The sequence below is a fragment of the Saccharopolyspora sp. 6M genome, assembly GCF_020176775.1.
GTDB classification, from domain to species: domain Bacteria; phylum Actinomycetota; class Actinomycetes; order Mycobacteriales; family Pseudonocardiaceae; genus Saccharopolyspora_C; species Saccharopolyspora_C gregorii.
In genome coordinates this window covers 1-18,052 of record NZ_JAIUJZ010000046.1, presented here as the reverse complement: position 1 = coordinate 18,052, position 18,052 = coordinate 1, and the positions used below count along the sequence as shown (strand labels likewise).

The 18,052-nt window shown below is 70.9% G+C and carries 15 protein-coding genes; 7 read left to right on the top strand and 8 right to left on the bottom strand.

The features are described from left to right. The first annotated feature begins 111 nt into the window (after positions 1–111). Positions 112–1,062 carry a D-alanine--D-alanine ligase gene (locus tag LCD31_RS08185; RefSeq protein WP_224957033.1) on the top strand — a complete coding sequence of 317 codons (951 nt, stop codon included), beginning with the start codon at positions 112–114 and terminating at the stop codon, positions 1,060–1,062. 288 nt (positions 1,063–1,350) lie between these two features. Here the strand turns inward: LCD31_RS08185 and LCD31_RS08180 are convergent, their stop codons facing one another. The 8 genes from LCD31_RS08180 to rpmH form a co-directional block, all read right to left on the bottom strand. After that, positions 1,351–2,373, bottom strand: a complete 1,023-nt coding sequence (locus LCD31_RS08180; protein ID WP_224957032.1) for a ParB/RepB/Spo0J family partition protein — start codon at positions 2,371–2,373, stop codon at positions 1,351–1,353. Continuing rightward, positions 2,370–3,227 (bottom strand): ParA family protein, encoded by an 858-nt coding sequence (locus LCD31_RS08175; protein ID WP_224957031.1) that lies wholly within the window; start codon positions 3,225–3,227, stop codon positions 2,370–2,372. The genes LCD31_RS08180 and LCD31_RS08175 overlap by 4 nt, the downstream gene beginning before the upstream one ends. Positions 3,228–3,370: 143 nt before the next feature. Then, the gene (gene rsmG / locus LCD31_RS08170; protein WP_224957030.1) at positions 3,371–4,081 is read right to left on the bottom strand and encodes a 16S rRNA (guanine(527)-N(7))-methyltransferase RsmG; all 711 of its coding nucleotides are present in this window, start codon (positions 4,079–4,081) and stop codon (positions 3,371–3,373) included. A 324-nt stretch (positions 4,082–4,405) separates the two neighbouring features. After that, positions 4,406–4,954: a R3H domain-containing nucleic acid-binding protein gene (locus LCD31_RS08165; protein ID WP_224957029.1), complete on the bottom strand. Its 549-nt coding sequence runs from the start codon at positions 4,952–4,954 to the stop codon at positions 4,406–4,408. 34 nt (positions 4,955–4,988) lie between these two features. Continuing rightward, on the bottom strand, positions 4,989–6,050 hold the full coding sequence (gene yidC / locus LCD31_RS08160) for a membrane protein insertase YidC (RefSeq protein WP_224957027.1): 1,062 nt from the start codon (positions 6,048–6,050) through the stop codon (positions 4,989–4,991). After that, positions 6,050–6,373, bottom strand: coding sequence for a membrane protein insertion efficiency factor YidD (gene yidD / locus LCD31_RS08155; RefSeq protein ID WP_224957026.1), 324 nt, complete (start codon positions 6,371–6,373; stop codon positions 6,050–6,052). Before yidD ends, yidC begins: the two co-directional genes overlap by 1 nt. A 19-nt stretch (positions 6,374–6,392) precedes the next feature. Further along, positions 6,393–6,947 carry a ribonuclease P protein component gene (gene rnpA, locus LCD31_RS08150; RefSeq protein WP_224957025.1) on the bottom strand — a complete coding sequence of 185 codons (555 nt, stop codon included), beginning with the start codon at positions 6,945–6,947 and terminating at the stop codon, positions 6,393–6,395. 10 nt (positions 6,948–6,957) lie between these two features. Further along, positions 6,958–7,101, bottom strand: a complete 144-nt coding sequence (rpmH, locus tag LCD31_RS08145) for a 50S ribosomal protein L34 (RefSeq protein ID WP_224957024.1) — start codon at positions 7,099–7,101, stop codon at positions 6,958–6,960. Positions 7,102–7,724: 623 nt separating this feature from the next. Here rpmH and dnaA point away from each other — a divergent pair. From dnaA to gyrB, 6 genes are all read left to right on the top strand, one after another. Then, positions 7,725–9,629: a chromosomal replication initiator protein DnaA gene (gene dnaA / locus LCD31_RS08140; RefSeq protein WP_224957023.1), complete on the top strand. Its 1,905-nt coding sequence runs from the start codon at positions 7,725–7,727 to the stop codon at positions 9,627–9,629. A gap of 1,842 nt (positions 9,630–11,471) precedes the next feature. Further along, positions 11,472–12,596, top strand: a complete 1,125-nt coding sequence (gene dnaN, locus LCD31_RS08135) for a DNA polymerase III subunit beta (RefSeq protein WP_224957022.1) — start codon at positions 11,472–11,474, stop codon at positions 12,594–12,596. Position 12,597: 1 nt separating this feature from the next. Continuing rightward, complete coding sequence (gene gnd / locus LCD31_RS08130; protein WP_308012534.1) at positions 12,598–13,593, top strand: phosphogluconate dehydrogenase (NAD(+)-dependent, decarboxylating); 996 nt, start codon at positions 12,598–12,600, stop codon at positions 13,591–13,593. Between the two features lie 115 nt (positions 13,594–13,708). Next, positions 13,709–14,884 carry a DNA replication/repair protein RecF gene (gene recF / locus LCD31_RS08125; RefSeq protein WP_224957021.1) on the top strand — a complete coding sequence of 392 codons (1,176 nt, stop codon included), beginning with the start codon at positions 13,709–13,711 and terminating at the stop codon, positions 14,882–14,884. Positions 14,885–14,986: 102 nt separating this feature from the next. Next, complete coding sequence (locus LCD31_RS08120) at positions 14,987–15,568, top strand: DUF721 domain-containing protein (protein ID WP_224957020.1); 582 nt, start codon at positions 14,987–14,989, stop codon at positions 15,566–15,568. 341 nt (positions 15,569–15,909) lie between these two features. After that, on the top strand, positions 15,910–17,883 hold the full coding sequence (gene gyrB / locus LCD31_RS08115) for a DNA topoisomerase (ATP-hydrolyzing) subunit B (protein ID WP_224957018.1): 1,974 nt from the start codon (positions 15,910–15,912) through the stop codon (positions 17,881–17,883). The last annotated feature ends 169 nt before the right edge of the window (positions 17,884–18,052 follow it).

Genomic DNA, 18,052 nt, shown 5'->3' with positions numbered 1-18,052 from the left:
CCTCCCCGCCCCCCCCCTCGCGGTGTGTCGGGGGGGCTCGGAGCTTGTTATCTGTGCCCGTCCCCCTGACGGGCCCCCCCCTGGACTCTTACTTTCAGGGGAGTTCGACCAGTGTCCGATCGTTGGGTCGCCGTGCTGTCCGGTGGGCTGTCGCACGAGCGCGAAGTGTCGTTGCGCTCCGGGAGGCGGTTGTCCACCGCGCTGCGCTCCGTCGGAATGACCGTGGGGGAGTGGGACGCGGACTCCCGCCTCCTCGCACGCGTCCAGGACGAACGGCCGGATGCCGTGGTCATCGCGCTGCACGGTGGTGAAGGGGAGAACGGCGCGGTGCAGTCCGTGCTGGACATGCTCGGCGTCCCGTACGTGGGCACCGACCCGCGCGCCTGCCGCCGCGCGTGGGACAAGCCGACCGCCAAGGCCGAGCTGGCGCGCGCGGGCCTCAGCACCCCGGACTGGGTGGTGCTGCCGCACGCCACGTTCCGCGAACTCGGGGCGCAGGCGGTGCTGGACGCGCTGGTGGCCAAGCTCGGCCTGCCGCTGATGTTGAAGCCGGACCAGGGCGGATCGGCGCTCGGCGCCCGGGTCGTCCGGGATGCCTCGGAACTGCCCTCGGCGATGGTGGGTGCGCTGGCCTACGGCGACACCGTGCTCGTCGAGCAGTTCGTCGAAGGCGTCGAGGTGGCGATCAGCGTCGTCGACACCGCGGACGGGCCGGAGGCGTTGCCCGCGGTGCGGATCGAAGCAGCCGACGGCGTGTACGACTACACCGCGCGCTACACCGCGGGGCTCACCAGCTACGAGGCCCCAGCCGATCTGGCACCGGACGTCGCGACCCGGGCGGGGGAGCTGGCGGTCTCGGCGCACCGGCTGCTGGGGCTGCGCGACGTGTCCCGCACCGACGCGATCATCGATCAGCACGGGGTGCCGCACTTCCTCGAAGTGAACGTGTCGCCGGGACTGACCGAGACCTCGCTGTTCCCGATGGCGGTGGAAGCCGCCGACCGGTCCCTCGGCGAGGTGTTCGCCGGACTGGTGGAGAAGGCGATCGCTCGCGGCAACTGATCGCATGTTTCACGTGAAACAGCGAGTGGGTCGAGTTCGCTGACCCGACGCGCAGTTCGCCGCTCAAGCAGGAGCCGCCGATGTCACGACATCGGCGGCTCTTCTTCGTTCCGGGGTCGACCTACGCATTGGCGGATCCGCGGAGCCGAAGTGATCGGCGTCGGGCCTGAGCGATGTCGGGCCCGCCGGACCGCGGAGGAGGGAGAGCGGTCGTCGGTGGCGGCCGCTCCAGCAAACCGGATGAACAGGGCAAAACGGTGATCGTCACCGTGACGAAAGGCCCCGGTGTCATCCCTCCCGGATTTCGCGGAGCTTTTCGGCCTCACCCGGCAACAACAACTCGGCCAACCGCTCCAAGTCGTCGACCGAACCGAACTCCACGACGATCCGGCCCTTCCGCTTGCCCAGATCGACCTTGACCTTCGTGTCGAAGCGGTCGGACAGCTTCTCCGCGAGTCCCTGCAAACCGGGGGACTGCAGCTGCTTCCGCGGCGCCGCCTTCTGCTTCGCCGGCCCCTCGCTCTTCTTGAGCGTCACCGCCTCCTCGGTCGCCCGCACGGACAACCCCTCGGCGATGATCCGCGATGCCAGCTCCTCCTGGCCGCCCGCGTCGTCCAAGGCGAGCAGTGCCCGCGCGTGCCCCGCCGACAGCACCCCGGCCGCGACCCGGCGCTGCACCGGCATCGGCAGCCGGAGCAGGCGGATCGTGTTGGTGATGACCGGACGGCTGCGACCGATCCGCTCCGCCAGCTCGTCGTGCGTCACGTCGAACTCGTCCAGCAGCTGCTGGTACGCGGCCGCCTCTTCGAGCGGGTTCAGCTGCACCCGGTGGATGTTCTCCAGCAGGGCGTCCCGCAGCAGCGCGTCGTCCGCCGTCTCGCGGACGATCGCCGGGATGACCTCCAGGCCGGCGCGCTGCGAGGCGCGCCAGCGGCGCTCGCCCATGATGAGCTCGTACTGGCCGGACTCGATCTCCCGCACCACGATCGGCTGCATCAGCCCGAACTCGCGGATCGAGTGCTCCAGCTCGGACAGCGCCTCTTCGTCGAAGACCTGCCGCGGCTGCCGCGGATTCGGCGTGATGGACGCGGTCACGACCTCCCGGTAGGTCGCACCCGCCACCGTTCCGCCGCTTGTTTCACGTGAAACCGGCTCTGGCGCGCTCGCGCCGTCCCCCGGAGCGGGGGAGGGAGGTGGGGTGAAGCCGGCGCCGCGCACGGAGACTCCGGTCGAGCCGCCGCTCTCCGCGGGAGGACCGCTCGGGATCAGCGCCGCGAGGCCGCGCCCCAGACCACCCTTGCGTTCGGTCATGCCGTCTTCCTCTCCACACCCCGCTCGGCGATCTCCTTCGCCGCATCCAGGTAGCTCATCGAACCCCGCGAACCGGGATCGTAGTTCAGCACCGTCTTGCCGAACCCGGGCGCTTCCGAGATCTTCACGCTGCGCGGGATGACCGTCCGCAGCGTGAGCTCCCCGAAGTGACCGCGCACCTCGTTGGTCACCTGGTCCGCCAGCTTGGTGCGGCCGTCGTACATCGTCAGCAGGATCGTGGACACCCACAGCGCCGGGTTCAAGTGAGCCTGCACCAGCTCGATGTTGCGCAGCAGCTGCCCGAGACCCTCCAGCGCGTAGTACTCGCACTGGATCGGGATCAGCACCTCGTGCGCGGCCACCATCGCGTTCACCGTGAGCAGGCCGAGCGAAGGCGGGCAGTCGATGAAGACGTAGTCGGGCGCGATCTGCTCGATCGCCTCGGACTTCAGCGCCTCCTTGAGCCGCCCTTCCCGGGCGACCATCGACACCAGTTCGATCTCCGAGCCGGCCAGGTCGAGCGTCGCCGGCACGCAGTACAGGTTCGGCGATTCGGTGCTCTGCGCCGCGGCGTCCGCGATGCTGATCTCACCGAGGAGCACCTCGTACACCGAGGGGACTCCAGACCGGTGGTCCACGCCGAGCGCGGTGCTGGCGTTGCCCTGCGGGTCGAGGTCGATCACGAGCACCTTCAGCCCCTGCACCGCCAGCCCGGCGGCCAGGTTCACCGTGCTCGTCGTCTTGCCGACGCCGCCCTTCTGGTTGGCGACGGTGAGGATGCGCCGCCGATCCGGGCGGGGGAGCTGCATCGTCTCGGGGTGCAGCACCCGGGTCGCCCGCTGGGCCTCTTCCATGATCGGAGTCCAGCCCACGCCATCCGCCGGGAAGGCCTCACTCGCTTGCTGACCGCGTTCTTCCGCGCTGGAAGGGAAACGCATGGAACCCATCACGCGCCCCTTCGTTTCACGTGAAACACGATCCGCTCCGTTCGACTCCGTCACCGTCCACGATCCTTCCTCGCTCTGCGGCCGCCGTCACGACGCCGACCGGGCGCTTTCTGAGATACCCGCTCCACGACGACGACCGTCGTCGGCACATCGAGCACGTTGTCGCCGCACGACAACACTTCACCGGGGCTGCCACCCACCGCCTGGACGGCGGCCGCATCGCGTTCCAGCTCTTCCGCAGCGGTCGATCCCTTCAACGCCAGCAACCGTCCGCCGGGACGCAACAGGGGGAGGCACCAGGCCGAGAGCCGTTCCAACGGCGCCACGGCGCGCGCGGTGACCACGTCCTGATCGGCGAGCCGATCACGTACCGGGCCTTCCTCGGCACGCCCACGCACCACCTCGACGGAGAGATCCAGTTCCTCGATGACTTCCCGCAGCCAGGCCACTCGTCGAGCCATCGGCTCCAGCAGAACCAGCTCGACATCGGGGCGAGCGATCGCCAGCGGAATGCCCGGCAGCCCCGCCCCTGAGCCTACGTCCACGACACGGCAATTCGGTGGCAGCAACTCCGCGAGTACCGCAGAGTTCAACAGATGGCGGTCCCAAATACGGGGGAGTTCCCGCGGGCCGATCAATCCTCGCCGCACGCCTTGCTCGGCGAGCATCGTCGCGAACCGCTCCGCTCCCGGAAGACGATCGCCGAACACCGCTCGCGCGGCCTCCGGAACCGGGATCGGATCACCTTCTGCTGCGGTCACAGTCTTCCACCCTGCTGTCGTTGTTTCACGTGAAACGGGGCGCGTCCACCAAGTCGGTACGGAGTTGTTTCACGTGGAACGGGCTCGATGATCGGCGCACTGGTTTCACGTGAAACGCGGACTCGGCACAGGCGGCCCGCGCGACCCGCATCATCATCTCAGCCCGAAGTCGGTCTTGCTCCCGCGCCTGGTTTCACGTGAAACACGGCGGATCCGGCTGCCCGGTTCCGCGCGGGACGACGTGCGGACGCAAGAACGCCCGGCCGAGGAGATCCCGACCGGGCGTCTGCGTTCGACCCCGCGTTCACCGCGGGGGAGGGGAGGTCAGTTCGACTTGTAGACGACGACCTTCCGGTTCGGCTCTTCGCCTTCGCTCTCGCTGTGCACGCCGTCCACCGCCGCGACCGCGTCGTGAATGATCTTCCGCTCGAACGGGGTCATCGGACGGAGGCGGGTCTCCTCGCCGGAGGACAGCACCTCTTCCGCCGTGGTGCGACCGAGGTCGCTGAGCTCCTCGCGTCGACCCGCGCGCCACCCGGCCACGTCCAGCATGAGACGGCTGCGCACGCCGGTGTCCTGCTGCACGGCGAGCCGGGTCAGCTCCTGGAGCGCTTCCAGCACCTGGCCGCGCGAGCCGACCAACTTCTCCAGATCGCCACCGCCGTCGATGCTCACCACCGCACGACCGGCCTCCACGTCGAGGTCGATGTCCCCGTCGTAGTCCAGCAGGTCGAGCAGCCGCTCCAGGTAGTCACCGGCCACGTCGCCCTCCTGGACGAGCAACGTCTCGGTATTGCTGCGCTCCTGGTCCGTGTTCGGCGCGGACTCCGCCGACTCCTCGACCTTGGTCGGCTCCTGCACGGTTTCAGACACTGGGCGTCTCCTCTCCAGGGGTACGCGACGTCGGTCAGCGGGACTCGCCCGGCCGGCTGTCGCGGGAACGGTCTTCGAACACCCCGGAGGCATCACCGGGTTGGTCTGCGTCGGCGGCCGGGCGCGCGGGGGAGGGGGCCTCGGTCGCGTCCTGGGTCGCGCTCTCGTCCGACTCCGCGGCGGCCGGCTTCGCCTCGATCGCCGCGGGCGCGGCGGCCTCGGTGGTCTCGGCGGTCGACGCGGCAGAGGGCGCAGAGGCCGCAGGCTCGGCGGTCGAAGCGGTGACGGTGGTGCCGTCGACGACGGCCGCCGCGGCCACCGCTTCCTCGCGGTCGATGCGGCTGTAGACGATGCGCTGCTGCCCCAGGGTCCAGAAGTTGTTGGCCAGCCAGTAGAGCAGGATCGCCAGCGGGAGGAACGGGCCGCCGATGATGGCGAACATCGGGAAGACCCACAGCACCATGCGGTTCATGATCTCGGTCTGCGGGTTCGCGGCCGCTTCCGGCGTCTGCCGCTGCACCGAGTGCCGGGAGGTGAAGTGGGTGGCGATGGCCGCGGCGACCATCAGCGGGACACCGACCACCAGCATCGACGGGCGGTCGGTTCCGAAGGTCGCGAGCACCTCGGGGGCCTGGCTGATCGTGTTCGACAGCTTCGCGCCGAACAGGTCGGCGGACACGAACGAGGCGACGTCCTCCGGGCCGAACACGAAGTTCGACGGCGCGCCGGGGCGGAACCCGTTGAGCACGTGGAACAGGCCGAAGAACACCGGCACCTGCACCAGCATCGGCAGGCAGCCGGAGATCGGGTTGAAGCCCTGCTCCTGCTGGAGCTTCTGCATCTCCTGCGCGAGCTGCTGCTTGTCGTGCCCGTACTTCTCCTGGAGCGCGCGGACCTGCGGAGCGAACTCCTGCATCTTCTTCATCGAGCGCACCTGGTGCACGAACGGCTTGAACAGCAGCGCCCGCAGGGTGAAGACGAGGAAGACCACGGACAGCGCCCAGGCGTACCCGCTGGCCGGGTCCAGCACGAAGCCGAAGACCTCGTGCCAGAACCAGAGGATCGCCGAGACCGGGTAGTTGATGAAGTCGAGCACTAGTCCTCCGCGGGGGGTCGGGGCGCTTCGCCCGGCTCGGCCGCCGGCCCGCCGGCGCGGCCCCGCCGGGATGGGACGTAGTCGAAGCCGCCGGGATGCCAGGGGCCGCACCGCAACAACCGCCGCACGGTGAGCCAGCTGCCGTAGAGCGCTCCGTGCACGGTCAGCGCTTCGACCGCATAGGCGCTGCAGCTGGGGTAGAACCGGCAGGTCGGCGGCAGCAACGGCGAGATGATCTTCCGGTAGACGTGCACCGGGCCGAGCAGCAGCCATGCGGCCGGGCTCGGACGAACCCGCTCACCGCTGTCCTGCGTGTCCGACATCCGGGGCCTCCAGCGCCATCTAGGGACCCGTCACCGGACCACCGCGCACCACGCGCAGCTTGCGCAGCGCCGCGTCGAGATCCGATCCGAGATCGCTGCTCGATGCGGTCGCGGCCGGGGGAAGTGCACGCACCACCACCAGTGTGCCAGCGGGCAACGCGTCGAGGCGGTCGCGCATCAGGTGCCGGAGCCGCCTGGTGACGCGGTGCCGCAGCACCGCGTTCCCGACGGCCTTGCTCACGACAAAACCCACGCGGGCCGGTTCGCCGGTGTCCCGAGTGGGTTCGATGTCCGAGTCCGACCGCGGTCCCGCCGCGGACGCCGGGTTCGGCTCGGCGCGCCCCGCGAGCTCGCTCGACGCGGGGTGCGCCGCCGTGGTCCCGTCGTGCCGGTCCCCGCCCTCGCGGTTCACCTGGTGGGCGCGTTCAACGGCGGCGCCGCGGACCTCGGTCCGGGGCGCCGCGTTCGGCACCAGCAGGTGCACCACCAATCGGGCGCGCCCCGCACGGCGGCCACGACGGACCGCCAGGCGAAATTCCTGGCTGGAGGTCAGCCGGGCGGCCGCGGGCAGCACGAACCGATGATCAGGCGGTCAGCGAGGCACGGCCCCTGCGGCGACGCGCGGACACGATGGCGCGACCGGCGCGGGTGCGCATGCGCAGCCGGAACCCGTGCTTGCGGGCACGGCGACGGTTGTTCGGTTGGAAGGTGCGCTTGCCCTTGCTCACGGTGGATCTCCCGTTACTTCAGGCCCGTTGGAACAGGCACGTGCTCGGCCCGATGGCTCGGTCAAGATGTCCCCGCCCGCCGTAGCGGCCATCGTGTCGAGCTCACCCCCCGGTGGAACGAGGGGAGTCTGCACGCGGCGGCACCGGTGGTGCCTCGCGCGCTGCGCCGGGACCTCTGCCGAAATCCAAGCGCGGCGACATTCCCGCTCGTGCGGCGGGGGACTGCACGAGGCTACGCCACCTGCCCGGATGCCCGGGCACCGGGGGGTTCCGCAGCCGGCGGAGCGGTCCCGGGAGGGCGGGACCACCCGCCTTGTGAGGCGATCTCGACCTTGTTAGGTTGTCCCTCCTGCGATGCGCGCCCGGCGGCGTGGGAGCCGCCGTCCGCACTGAGCATCGACGCGGCACGCAGGGGCACCACCAGGATCGCAGGTACCGGCGGGGACCCAGGGGGCACGTCCGAGGTTCGCTGCCGTACCTTCATGCACAGCTGTGGATAACTCTGTGGACACCTCGTCCGGGCGTGCGCGGAGCCAGTTCATCACTCCGCGCCGGCGACGCCGCACTTGCCGAGGTGTGGGAGTCAACGGTGCGGGTCACGTGCCGGTGAGGGGAGCGCAGGGGTGACCGACCACCAAACCGAGCTTGGTCGGGTCTGGGACGAAGTGGTGCTGGAGTTGTCCTCGGGCACGCTGTCGCCGCAACAACGCGCTTGGATGCGCGTGACCCGCCCGATCGGCCTGCTGGATGGTACGGCACTGCTGGCCGCTCCCAGTGATTTCGCGAAGGAAGCGATCGAGCGCGCGCTGCGGGACCCGATCACCGACGCGCTGTCCCGCCGCTTGGGCCGGGAGGTGTCGCTCGCGGTCAAGGTGGACACCGCGGTGCCCGCGCCGACCCGTCCGCTCGCCGCGCCCGAGGCCCGGCCGGAACCGCCGGCCCGCGCGGGGGGCGAACCGGCCGAGCGGCCCACGACGTTCGGGATCGCCTACGACTCCTCCCCGTACATCGCGACCGGACCCTCGAACTACTCGGCACCGCCGCGGCGGCCGGAGGCCTTCGGCAGCACCGCGCACGGCGGTTCGATCAGCGGTTCGCTGCCGAACGAGCAGGTCGGCTCGCCGTACACCCACCAGCCGCGGGAGGCGCAGCACTCCCCGGACTCCCGGGTCGCGCCGGAGACCTCCTACTCCCCGGCCGCGCCGTACGCGCCGGAAGCGCAGTACGGCTCCGAGCAGAAGTACTCCGCCGAGGGCGGCTACGCCGACTACCAGCCGGAACCGGACCGCGCGCCCGAGCAGCAGTGGCCGGCGGCACCGGAAGCGCCGGTGGAGCAGGACCACGAGGCCGACGCCGAGGACGAGTCCGCCGACCAGGAGGACGCCACCCCGACCGAGGCGAACGTGTGGCCGACCTTCGGCCGCGGCCAGCACACCGAGCAGCACCAGCCGGGCCAGCCGTTCACCGCGCCGAAGCACGCGCCGCCGACGTCGCAGACCAGGCTGAACGCGAAGTACACCTTCGACACCTTCGTGATCGGCGCCTCCAACCGGTTCGCGCACGCGGCCGCGGTGGCGGCGGCGGAGGCACCGGCGCGCGCGTACAACCCGCTGTTCATCTGGGGCGAGTCCGGACTGGGCAAGACGCACCTGCTGCACGCGGTGGGGCACTACACGCAGCGGTTGTTCCCGGGGATGCGGGTGCGCTACGTGTCCACCGAGGAGTTCACGAACGACTTCATCAACTCGCTGCGCGACGACCGGCAGGTGGCGTTCCAGCGCCGCTACCGCGACGTGGACGTGCTGCTGGTCGACGACATCCAGTTCCTGGAGGGCAAGGAAGGTACTCAGGAGGAGTTCTTCCACACCTTCAACACGCTGCACAATTCGAACAAGCAGATCGTGGTGTCCTCGGACCGCCCGCCGAAGGGGCTGCGCACGCTGGAGGACCGGCTGCGCACCCGGTTCGAGTGGGGCTTGATCACGGACATCCAGCCGCCGGAGCTGGAGACGCGCATCGCGATCCTCCGGAAGAAGGCGGCGCAGGACCGGATGGCGGCGCCCGCCGAGGTGCTGGAGTTCATCGCCGCCCGCATCGAGCGGAACATCCGGGAGCTGGAGGGCGCGCTGATCCGGGTGACGGCGTTCGCGTCGTTGAACCGGCAGCCGGTGGACGTGCAGCTGGCGGAGATCGTGCTGCGCGATCTGATCCCCGATTCGGCGACGCCCGAGATCACCGCGCCGACGATCATGGGCGTCACCGCCGAGTACTTCGCGGTGACGATCGACGACCTGTGCGGGCCGGGGAAGACGAAGGCGCTGGCGCAGGCGCGGCAGATCGCGATGTACCTGTGCCGGGAGCTGACCGACTCGTCGCTGCCGAAGATCGGGCAGAGCTTCGGCGGCCGGGACCACACGACGGTCATGCACGCGGACAAGAAGATCCGCAAGGAGATGGCGGAGCGGCGCCGGGTGTACGACCAGGTGCAGGAGCTCACGTCCAGGATCAAGCAGCAGTCGCGCGGCTGAGACCCTTCCTCCTGGCGTCCATGCAGGTCAGCGCGCCGCGCTGATCGACTCCGATGCACTGCGTCCTGCTGGTGAGGCGTACGCTCCAATCGTATTAGCGAGTGGCCGGTAATCACTGGTCACGATGCCGCCGAGGTGCCCGACGCGGCGCCGCGGGAACCGGCGGGCGCGGCCGTGCCGGATAGCTCTGACCTGCGTGTCCGGCAGCGACCTGCGGCCGTGCACGAGCGTGGAGCGCGACGAGGCGGACAGCACCGGCTGGCGGGCGGATCTTCAACAGCACGGCACGAGGGCCGGCGCTGCGGGTCGCACGGCTGCGGACGCGGAAGCCTCCGGGTGCCGGCGTCCCCGGAGCGCGGGACCCGAGCGCGGGGCCCGGAGCACGGGGCCCGGAGCACGGACAGCTGCGAAGCCGGACGCGCCGCCCCGAGGTCGGCGTTCGCCCGACCCGCCCGGCGCGCCCCCTCCAACGGTTCCGATCGCCTCGCGCATCCGCGGCGGCCGGACCCCGACCTTCCGGCCGGACGCGCGGAACCTTTCTGCTCCACCCCGGGGACGCGACCCGGGCGCCCCGCCAGAAAGATCCCGCGCGATCTCCGCGGGCCGACCGTCCGGCGCCGACGCGGAGTCGGCTCCGGCCCGCAGGCGCCGCGATCGCTCGCCACGCCGCACCGCCACCACACCAGAGCCGCACCGGCACACCGCAACCCCGTCCCCACGGGCGCTGCCGCCGCGAGCCCCGGCCGGCCGGACCACCGCGAGACGCCCGCCGAACCTTTCTGCCGCACCGGTCGGCTCCCAGCACCCACCGTTCGCAGAAAGATCCGCGCCCGGAACCGGACCCGACGCGCCCCCGGAGGCCGCCGGCGGCCGTGCACACCCTGTGGAGAACTCGGATTCCGAGCGGTCTGCGCACAACCGGTCGCTCAGCGCACGGATTTCGCCGCTCCGCCGCCCCCTCGACCCCCGTGCCGGCCACCGGAGCGCTTCGAACCGGTGGATCGGGGTGTGGATCGCGCGAACTTTTCTGCGCGGGGGCAGTGGCCTTGCCCTCATCCCCCAGCAGAAAACCCGCCACGAGGCCGACCTGTCCACAGTTCCGCCATCCCCAGGCCTGAGCTGGAGTTTTCCCCAATCCGTGCACAGGCTGTGCACAACCATCCCCGACCTGCCCACAGGCCATACCCCGGTTGGACACAGGAAACCCACAGATCTGCCCACACCCCGATCGGTGGAGGCCCGAAAAGGGAGCCCTCATCCGCAGGGTCTGGGTACAACTGGGGGTTCAGCTGTGGATGGCGGTGTGGACAACATGGCCTCGATGTGGACAACTTCGGGTCGGTCAGAAGTTGTCCACGACTCGTTCAGACCATCCACCGGTTACCCCCAGTCCCCATCCACAGCTGTCCAGGTGTCGTGAGCAGCCAAAACGGGGGTTATCCCCACAACCCACAACCCTTACTACTACTGCTCTCTTTCTTTTCTTTTGAATGAAGAAAAAAAGAAGAGAGAGGGGCGGTGGACAAGTGGACAACCGAGCCGAGGCCGGCCGGGACGAGCGCTTCGAGAGCCCGGACCCGGATGCGGCGATCGCGACGAACGCTCTACGGTGGAACTCCCGCGACGGCCGATCCGGAGCCGCGAGCTCGTGGCCGTCTCGTGGGACGGATTCCGCTGCGCCCCGCGGCAGGTGCCGCCCTCCGGGCGCGCACCCCGGGCGACGCAACGGAACACCGACCCCCGACAGCCCCGCACCGACAGCACTCCCGGAGCTGGCCGCCCCCACGGCGCCAGCAGCGTTCTCCCCGGCACCCGGCTTCGGCCGAAACCGAAAGGACATCGATGAAGATCCGCGTGGAACGTGACGGTCTTGCCGACGCCGTCGCCTGGGTCGCGCGCAGCCTGCCGTCGCGGCCGCCGGTTCCGGTGCTGGGCGGGGTGCTGCTGGACGCGAGCTCCGGCGAAGCGCTGACCATCTCCGGTTTCGACTACGAGGTCTCCGCTCAGGTCACGACCGAGGCGTCCATCGACTCCACCGGCAAGACCCTGGTCTCCGGGCGGTTGCTGGCCGACATCACCAAGTCGCTGCCGAACCGGCCCGTCGAGATCACCGTGGACGGCTCGCGGGTGACGATCACCTGCGGCAGCTCGCGGTTCAGCCTGCCGACCATGCCCGTCGAGGACTACCCGGAGCTGCCCTCGATGCCGGAGCGCGCGGGTGCGGTCCCCGGCGACCTGTTCTCCGCCGCCGTCGCCCAGGTCGCGGTCGCCGCCGGGCGGGACGACACGCTGCCGATGCTCACCGGCGTCCGCATGGAGATCAACGCGGACCGGCTGACGATGGTCGCCACCGACCGGTTCCGGCTCGCGATGCGCGAGTTCACCTGGGAACCGGACGAGTCGATCGCCGACACCGCGATCCTCGTGCCGGCCAAGACGCTCGCCGAGTCCGCGAAGACCCTCGGCGGCTCCGGCACCAAGGTGGAGATCTCGCTGGCGTCCGGCGACGGCCTGCTCGGCCTGTCCGGCTCGACCCGGCGGAACACCACCCGGCTGCTGGACGCGGAGTTCCCGAAGTACCGCCAGCTGCTGCCGTCCGAGACGGCGGCCACCGCGATCATCGACGTGGCCCCGCTGGTCGAGGCGATCAAGCGCGTGTCGCTGGTCGCCGAGCGCGGCACCCAGGTGCGGCTGGAGTTCTCCGACTCCGGGCTGCGGCTCACCGCGGGCGGCGACGACGAGGGCAGCGCCGAAGAGGAGCTCCCCGTCGAGCTCACCGGCGAGGGCCTGACCATCGCGTTCAACCCGACGTACCTGCTCGACGGCCTGGGCGCGCTCAAGACCGACCGGGCCCAGATGCTGTTCACCACATCCAACCGCCCCGCGCTGCTGAAGCCGGTCGGGGAGGATGGTGAGGTGGTCGAGGGCTACCTCTACCTGCTGATGCCGGTGCGCCTGCCGGGCTGAGGTGGTCCCGGTGCCCGCCGCGATCCGCCCGGGCGCCGATCACGTGCGGCACCGGGCCGCGTCCGAACGGCCGGCCCGGGCAACAACCAGTCTCGAAGGGGAAGATCCGGTGCAACTGGGACTTGTGGGTCTCGGCCGAATGGGTTTCAACATGCGCGAGCGGCTGCGGGCCGCCGGGCACGAGGTCATCGGCTACGACCGGAACCAAGAGGTCAGCGACGTCGCTTCGATCGCGGACCTGGCGGGCGGGCTCACCGGCCCGCGGATCGTGTGGATCATGGTTCCGCACGGCGAGCCCACGAAGCAGACCATCGAGGCGCTCGCCGAGGTGCTCTCCGCGGGTGACCTGGTCATCGAGGGCGGGAACTCCAAGTTCACCGAGGACCAGGCGAACGCGGCGCTGCTCGCCGAGCACGGCGTGAAGTACGTCGACGTCGGCGTGTCCGGCGGCGTGTGGGGCGCCACCAACGGCTACGGCCTGATGGCGGGCGGCGACACCGCCGACATCGAGCGCGCCATGCCGATCTTCGACGCGCTGCGGCCGGAAGGTCCCCGTGAGGAGGGCTTCGCGCACGCCGGGCCGGTCGGTGCCGGGCACTACGCGAAGATGGTGCACAACGGCATCGAGTACGGCCTGATGCAGGCCTACGCCGAGGGCTTCGAACTGCTCGCCGCCTCCGACGTGGTGACCGACGTGCCCGCGACGATCAAGGCGTGGAGCCGGGGCACCGTGGTGCGCTCCTGGCTGCTGGACCTGCTGGTGCGCGCGATGGACGACGACCCGGAGCTGCAGAAGCTGCGCGGTTACGTCTCCGACTCCGGCGAGGGCCGCTGGACGGTGGAGGAGTCGGTGCGCCACGCGGTGCCGACCCCGGTGATGACCGCCGCGCTCTACGCCCGGTTCGCCTCCCGCCAGGACGACTCGCCCGCGATGAAGGCGGTCGCCGCGCTGCGCAACCAGTTCGGCGGGCACGCGGTGGAGACCAACGAGGGCTGAGCCGGGTCGCCGTGTCGACAAGGTGACATGTCGGTGAGGTGACTCCGCGCGGGTCACCTCACCACGTGCCCGGCCGCGCGGGTGCCGTCCGCGCGACCAAATCCCGTGGAGCGCTGTGTACGTCCGACATCTGCAAGTGACCGACTTCCGCTCGTGGCCGCAGGCCGACCTGGCCTTCGAACCGGGGGCGAGCGTGCTGGTCGGGTCCAACGGCCAGGGCAAGACGAACCTGGTCGAGGCGCTGGGGTACGTCGCCACGCTCGGCTCGCACCGGGTGTCCAGCGATGCGCCGCTCGTGCGCTACGGCGCGCAGCGCGCGTTCGTGCGCGCGGCGGTGGTCAACGGCGGCCGGGAGCTGCTGGTCGACCTGGAGATCACGCCGGGCAAGGCGAACCGGGCGCGGATCAACCGCGGTGCCCCGGGCAAGCCGCGCGACGTGCTGGGCATCCTGCGCACCGTGCTGTTCGCGCCGGAGGACTTGGCGGTGGTGCGCGGGGACCCGGGGGAGCGGCGGCGGTTCCTGGACGAGCTGCTGGTGTCGCGGTCGCCGCGGTACGCGGGGGTGCGCGCGGACTACGAGCGGGTGCTGCGCCAGCGCAGCGCGCTGCTGAAGTCGGCGGGCGCGGCGCGCCGGGGCGGTCCGGCGCCGGACCTGCGGACGCTGGAGGTCTGGGACGGGCACCTCGCGGCGCACGGCGCCGACCTGCTGGCGGCCCGGCTGGACCTGGTGGCGGACATCGCCCCGCACGTGACCAGCGCTTATGCCAGCGTGGCGGAGACCGGGACGGACAGCGCGCCGGCCGGCCGGGTCGCGGACGTGCGCTACCGCAGCAGCCTCGGAGACTCGTTGCCCGCCGGGTACGGGGTGCCGCAGGGCGTGCGGGCCGACCGGGCCGAGCTGGAGTCGGCGCTGCTCGCGGAGCTGGAACGGGTGCGCGGCCAGGAGCTGGAGCGCGGGGTGTCGCTGGTCGGGCCGCACCGCGACGACCTGGAGCTGGTGCTCGGCGAGCTGCCCGCGAAGGGCTACGCGAGCCACGGCGAATCGTGGTCGTTCGTGCTGGCGTTGCGGCTGGCTTCGTACCACCTGCTCACCGAGGATGGCGCGGAGCCGGTGCTGATCCTGGACGACGTGTTCGCCGAGCTGGACCGGCGGCGCCGCTCGCGGCTGGCCGAACTGGTCGGCGGTGCCGAGCAGGTGCTGGTCACCGCGGCGGTGGGGGAGGACGTGCCCGAGGAGTTGAAGGGCACCCGCTTCGACGTCCGCGACGGGGAGGTGCGCCGTGTCGGGTGAGTTGCCGGGCGCCGCCGGTGAGCGCGGCACACGCAGGGTGAACGTCATCCCCCGGAGTTACCCACAACTGGGGATAAGGCTGTGGATGGTGTGGATAACTCGATGACATCGGGCGAGCGCGCGGAGCGATCGGACGCCGCCGAGGCCGGCTCGGCGGAGCTTCCCGCGGCCGGTTCCGACGGCGCTGAGCTGCACGGATCGGATCTGGCGCGGGCCGCGCTGCAGGCGGCGAAGGAGAAGTCGAAGTCGCAGCGCCGCACCCGGCGCAGCGTGCTGGGCTCCGGTGGTTCCCGCCGGCGCCGCCGCTGGTCGGGGCCGGGCGCGGACGAACGGGATCCGCAGCCGCTGGGCAGGCTGGCCTCCCGGCTGGCCACCGAGCACGGCTGGAACCACCGGCTCTCCGGCGGGCAGGTGTTCGCGCGGTGGAACGGCCTGGTCGGCGGGGACATCGCGGAGCACACGAAGCCGGTCGCGCTCTCCGACGGGGAGCTGACGGTGCAGGCCGAGTCGACGGCGTGGGCCACCCAGCTGCGCCTGCTGCAGCGGCAGATCCTGCAGCGCATCGCCGACGGGGTGGGCAAGGGCGTGGTCCGCAAGATCAAGGTGCAGGGCCCGGCTGCACCGAGCTGGCGGCACGGGCCCCGGCACGTCCCCGGCCGCGGGCCGCGGGACACCTACGGCTGAGCCCCGACGAGCCCGCGCAGGAGCCGCGCGGACGCGCTCGCGGGTCTCGGATGGTGTCCCGATCCGAGTTCTCGGCTCTGTGAGGAATTCAGGGGTGTCCTTGCCGCACTCCTGTCGGGGACACCCAGTAGAATCGTCAGGGTGGGTGCGGCGTCCTGCGCCGCCGGACGCCCGGCCCGCACGTCCGCACCGCGCTTCGACCGCCGGTCGCGGCCGTGCCCAGGACCGGACGACGAGCCGTGCCCGCCGTGGTGGGCGCCCGTGCGCGGGCGCCGCAGGGCGGTCGCCGACGCGGCCGGGCCACCCAGACACATTGCCGGTTCGAGGAGACACCGAGGCCCGTGGCATCGAAGAAGAACGAATACAGCGCGTCGTCCATCACCGTGCTTGAGGGCTTGGAAGCCGTCCGCAAGCGTCCCGGCATGTACATCGGTTCCACCGGTGAGCGCGGCCTGCACCACCTCGTGTGGGAGGTGGTGGACAACTCCGTCGACGAGGCGATGGCCGGTTACGCGACGACCGTCGAGGTGACCCTGCTGGCCGACGGCGGCGTCCGCGTCACCGACGACGGCCGCGGCATCCCGGTGGACATGCACCCCGTGGAGAAGAAGCCGACCTTGGAGGTCGTGCTCACCGTGCTGCACGCGGGCGGCAAGTTCGGCGGCGACTCGTACGCCGTCTCCGGTGGTCTGCACGGCGTCGGCGTGTCGGTGGTGAACGCCCTCTCGTCCGCGCTGGAAGCGGAGATCTACCGCGACGGCAGCGTGTGGCGCCAGCGCTACGAGGACTCCAAGCCGGTCAGCGACGTGCAGAAGGGCGAGGGCACCAAGCGCACCGGTACCTCGATCACCTTCTGGGCGGACCCGAACATCTTCGAGACCACCCGCTACAACGCGGAGACGGTGTCGCGGCGCCTGCAGGAGATGGCGTTCCTGAACAAGGGGCTGACCATCGTGCTGCGCGATGAGCGCATCGCCGAGGAGGACGAGTCCGGCGAAGACGCGGGCGGCCGGTCGGCGCGCGCCTCGGAGCGGACCTTCCACTACCCGGGCGGGCTTGAGGACTTCGTCAAGCACATCAACGCGACGAAGGAGCCGATCCACAAGAAAGCCGTCGCCTTCAGCGCCTCCGGCACCGGCGTCGAGGTCGAGGTCGCGATGCAGTGGAACTCCGGCTACAACCAGTCGGTCTACACCTTCGCGAACACGATCAACACGCACGAGGGCGGTACCCACGAGGAGGGCTTCCGCTCGGCGCTGACCCGCGTGGTCAACGCCTACGCGAAGGAGAAGAAGCTCCTCAAGGAGAAGGACGGCAGCCTCACCGGTGACGACGTCCGCGAGGGCCTCGCCGCGATCGTGTCGGTGAAGGTCCGGGAGCCGCAGTTCGAGGGCCAGACGAAGACGAAGCTGGGCAACACCGAGGTCAAGTCGTTCGTGCAGACGGCGTCCTTCGAGTGGCTCAACGACTGGTTCGAGCGCAACCCCGCCGACGCCAAGACGATCATCAACAAGGCGGTCGGTTCGGCGCAGGCGCGGATGGCGGCCCGCCGGGCGAAGGAACTGGTCCGGCGCAAGAGCGCGATGGACATCGGCGGCCTGCCCGGCAAGCTGAAGGACTGCCAGTCCAACCAGCCCGACGAGTGCGAGCTCTACATCGTGGAGGGCGACTCCGCGGGCGGTTCGGCGAAGGACGGCCGGGAGTCGCGCTTCCAGGCGATCCTGCCGATCCGGGGCAAGATCATCAACGTGGAGAAGGCGCGGATCGACAAGGTCCTCAAGAACAACGAGGTCCAGTCGATCATCACCGCGCTGGGCACCGGCATCCACGACGAGTTCGACCTCTCGAAGCTGCGGTACCACAAGATCGTGCTGATGGCCGACGCCGACGTCGACGGCCAGCACATCCGGACGCTGCTGCTGACCCTGCTGTTCCGGTTCATGCGCCCGCTGATCGAGAACGGGCACGTCTACCTGGCCCGCCCGCCGCTCTACAAGATCAAGTGGCCGCGCTCGGAGCCGGAGTTCGCCTACTCCGACCGCGAGCGCGACGGGCTGCTGGAGGCGGGCGCGGCGGCCGGCCGCAAGCTGCCGAAGGACGACGGCATCCAGCGCTACAAGGGTCTCGGCGAGATGAACCCGCAGGAGCTGTGGGAGACCACCATGGACCCGGACACCCGGCTGCTCATGCAGGTCTCGCTGGACGACGCCGCCACCGCCGACGAGCTGTTCAGCGTGCTCATGGGCGAGGACGTCGAGGCGCGCCGCTCGTTCATCGTGCGCAACGCCAAGGACGTCGGCTTCCTCGACGTCTGATCCCGGACCCGCCAGCACGGACGGGATCGACCGCCGTCGCCGGGCCACCGCGCCCGGCACGCCGCCCCCCCGGCGCGCCCCCCCCCCCGCGCGCCCCCCCCCCCCCCCCCCCCCCCCCCCCCCCCCCCCCCCGCCGAGCACGGGCCCCCCGGCCCGAGAACACGCCCCC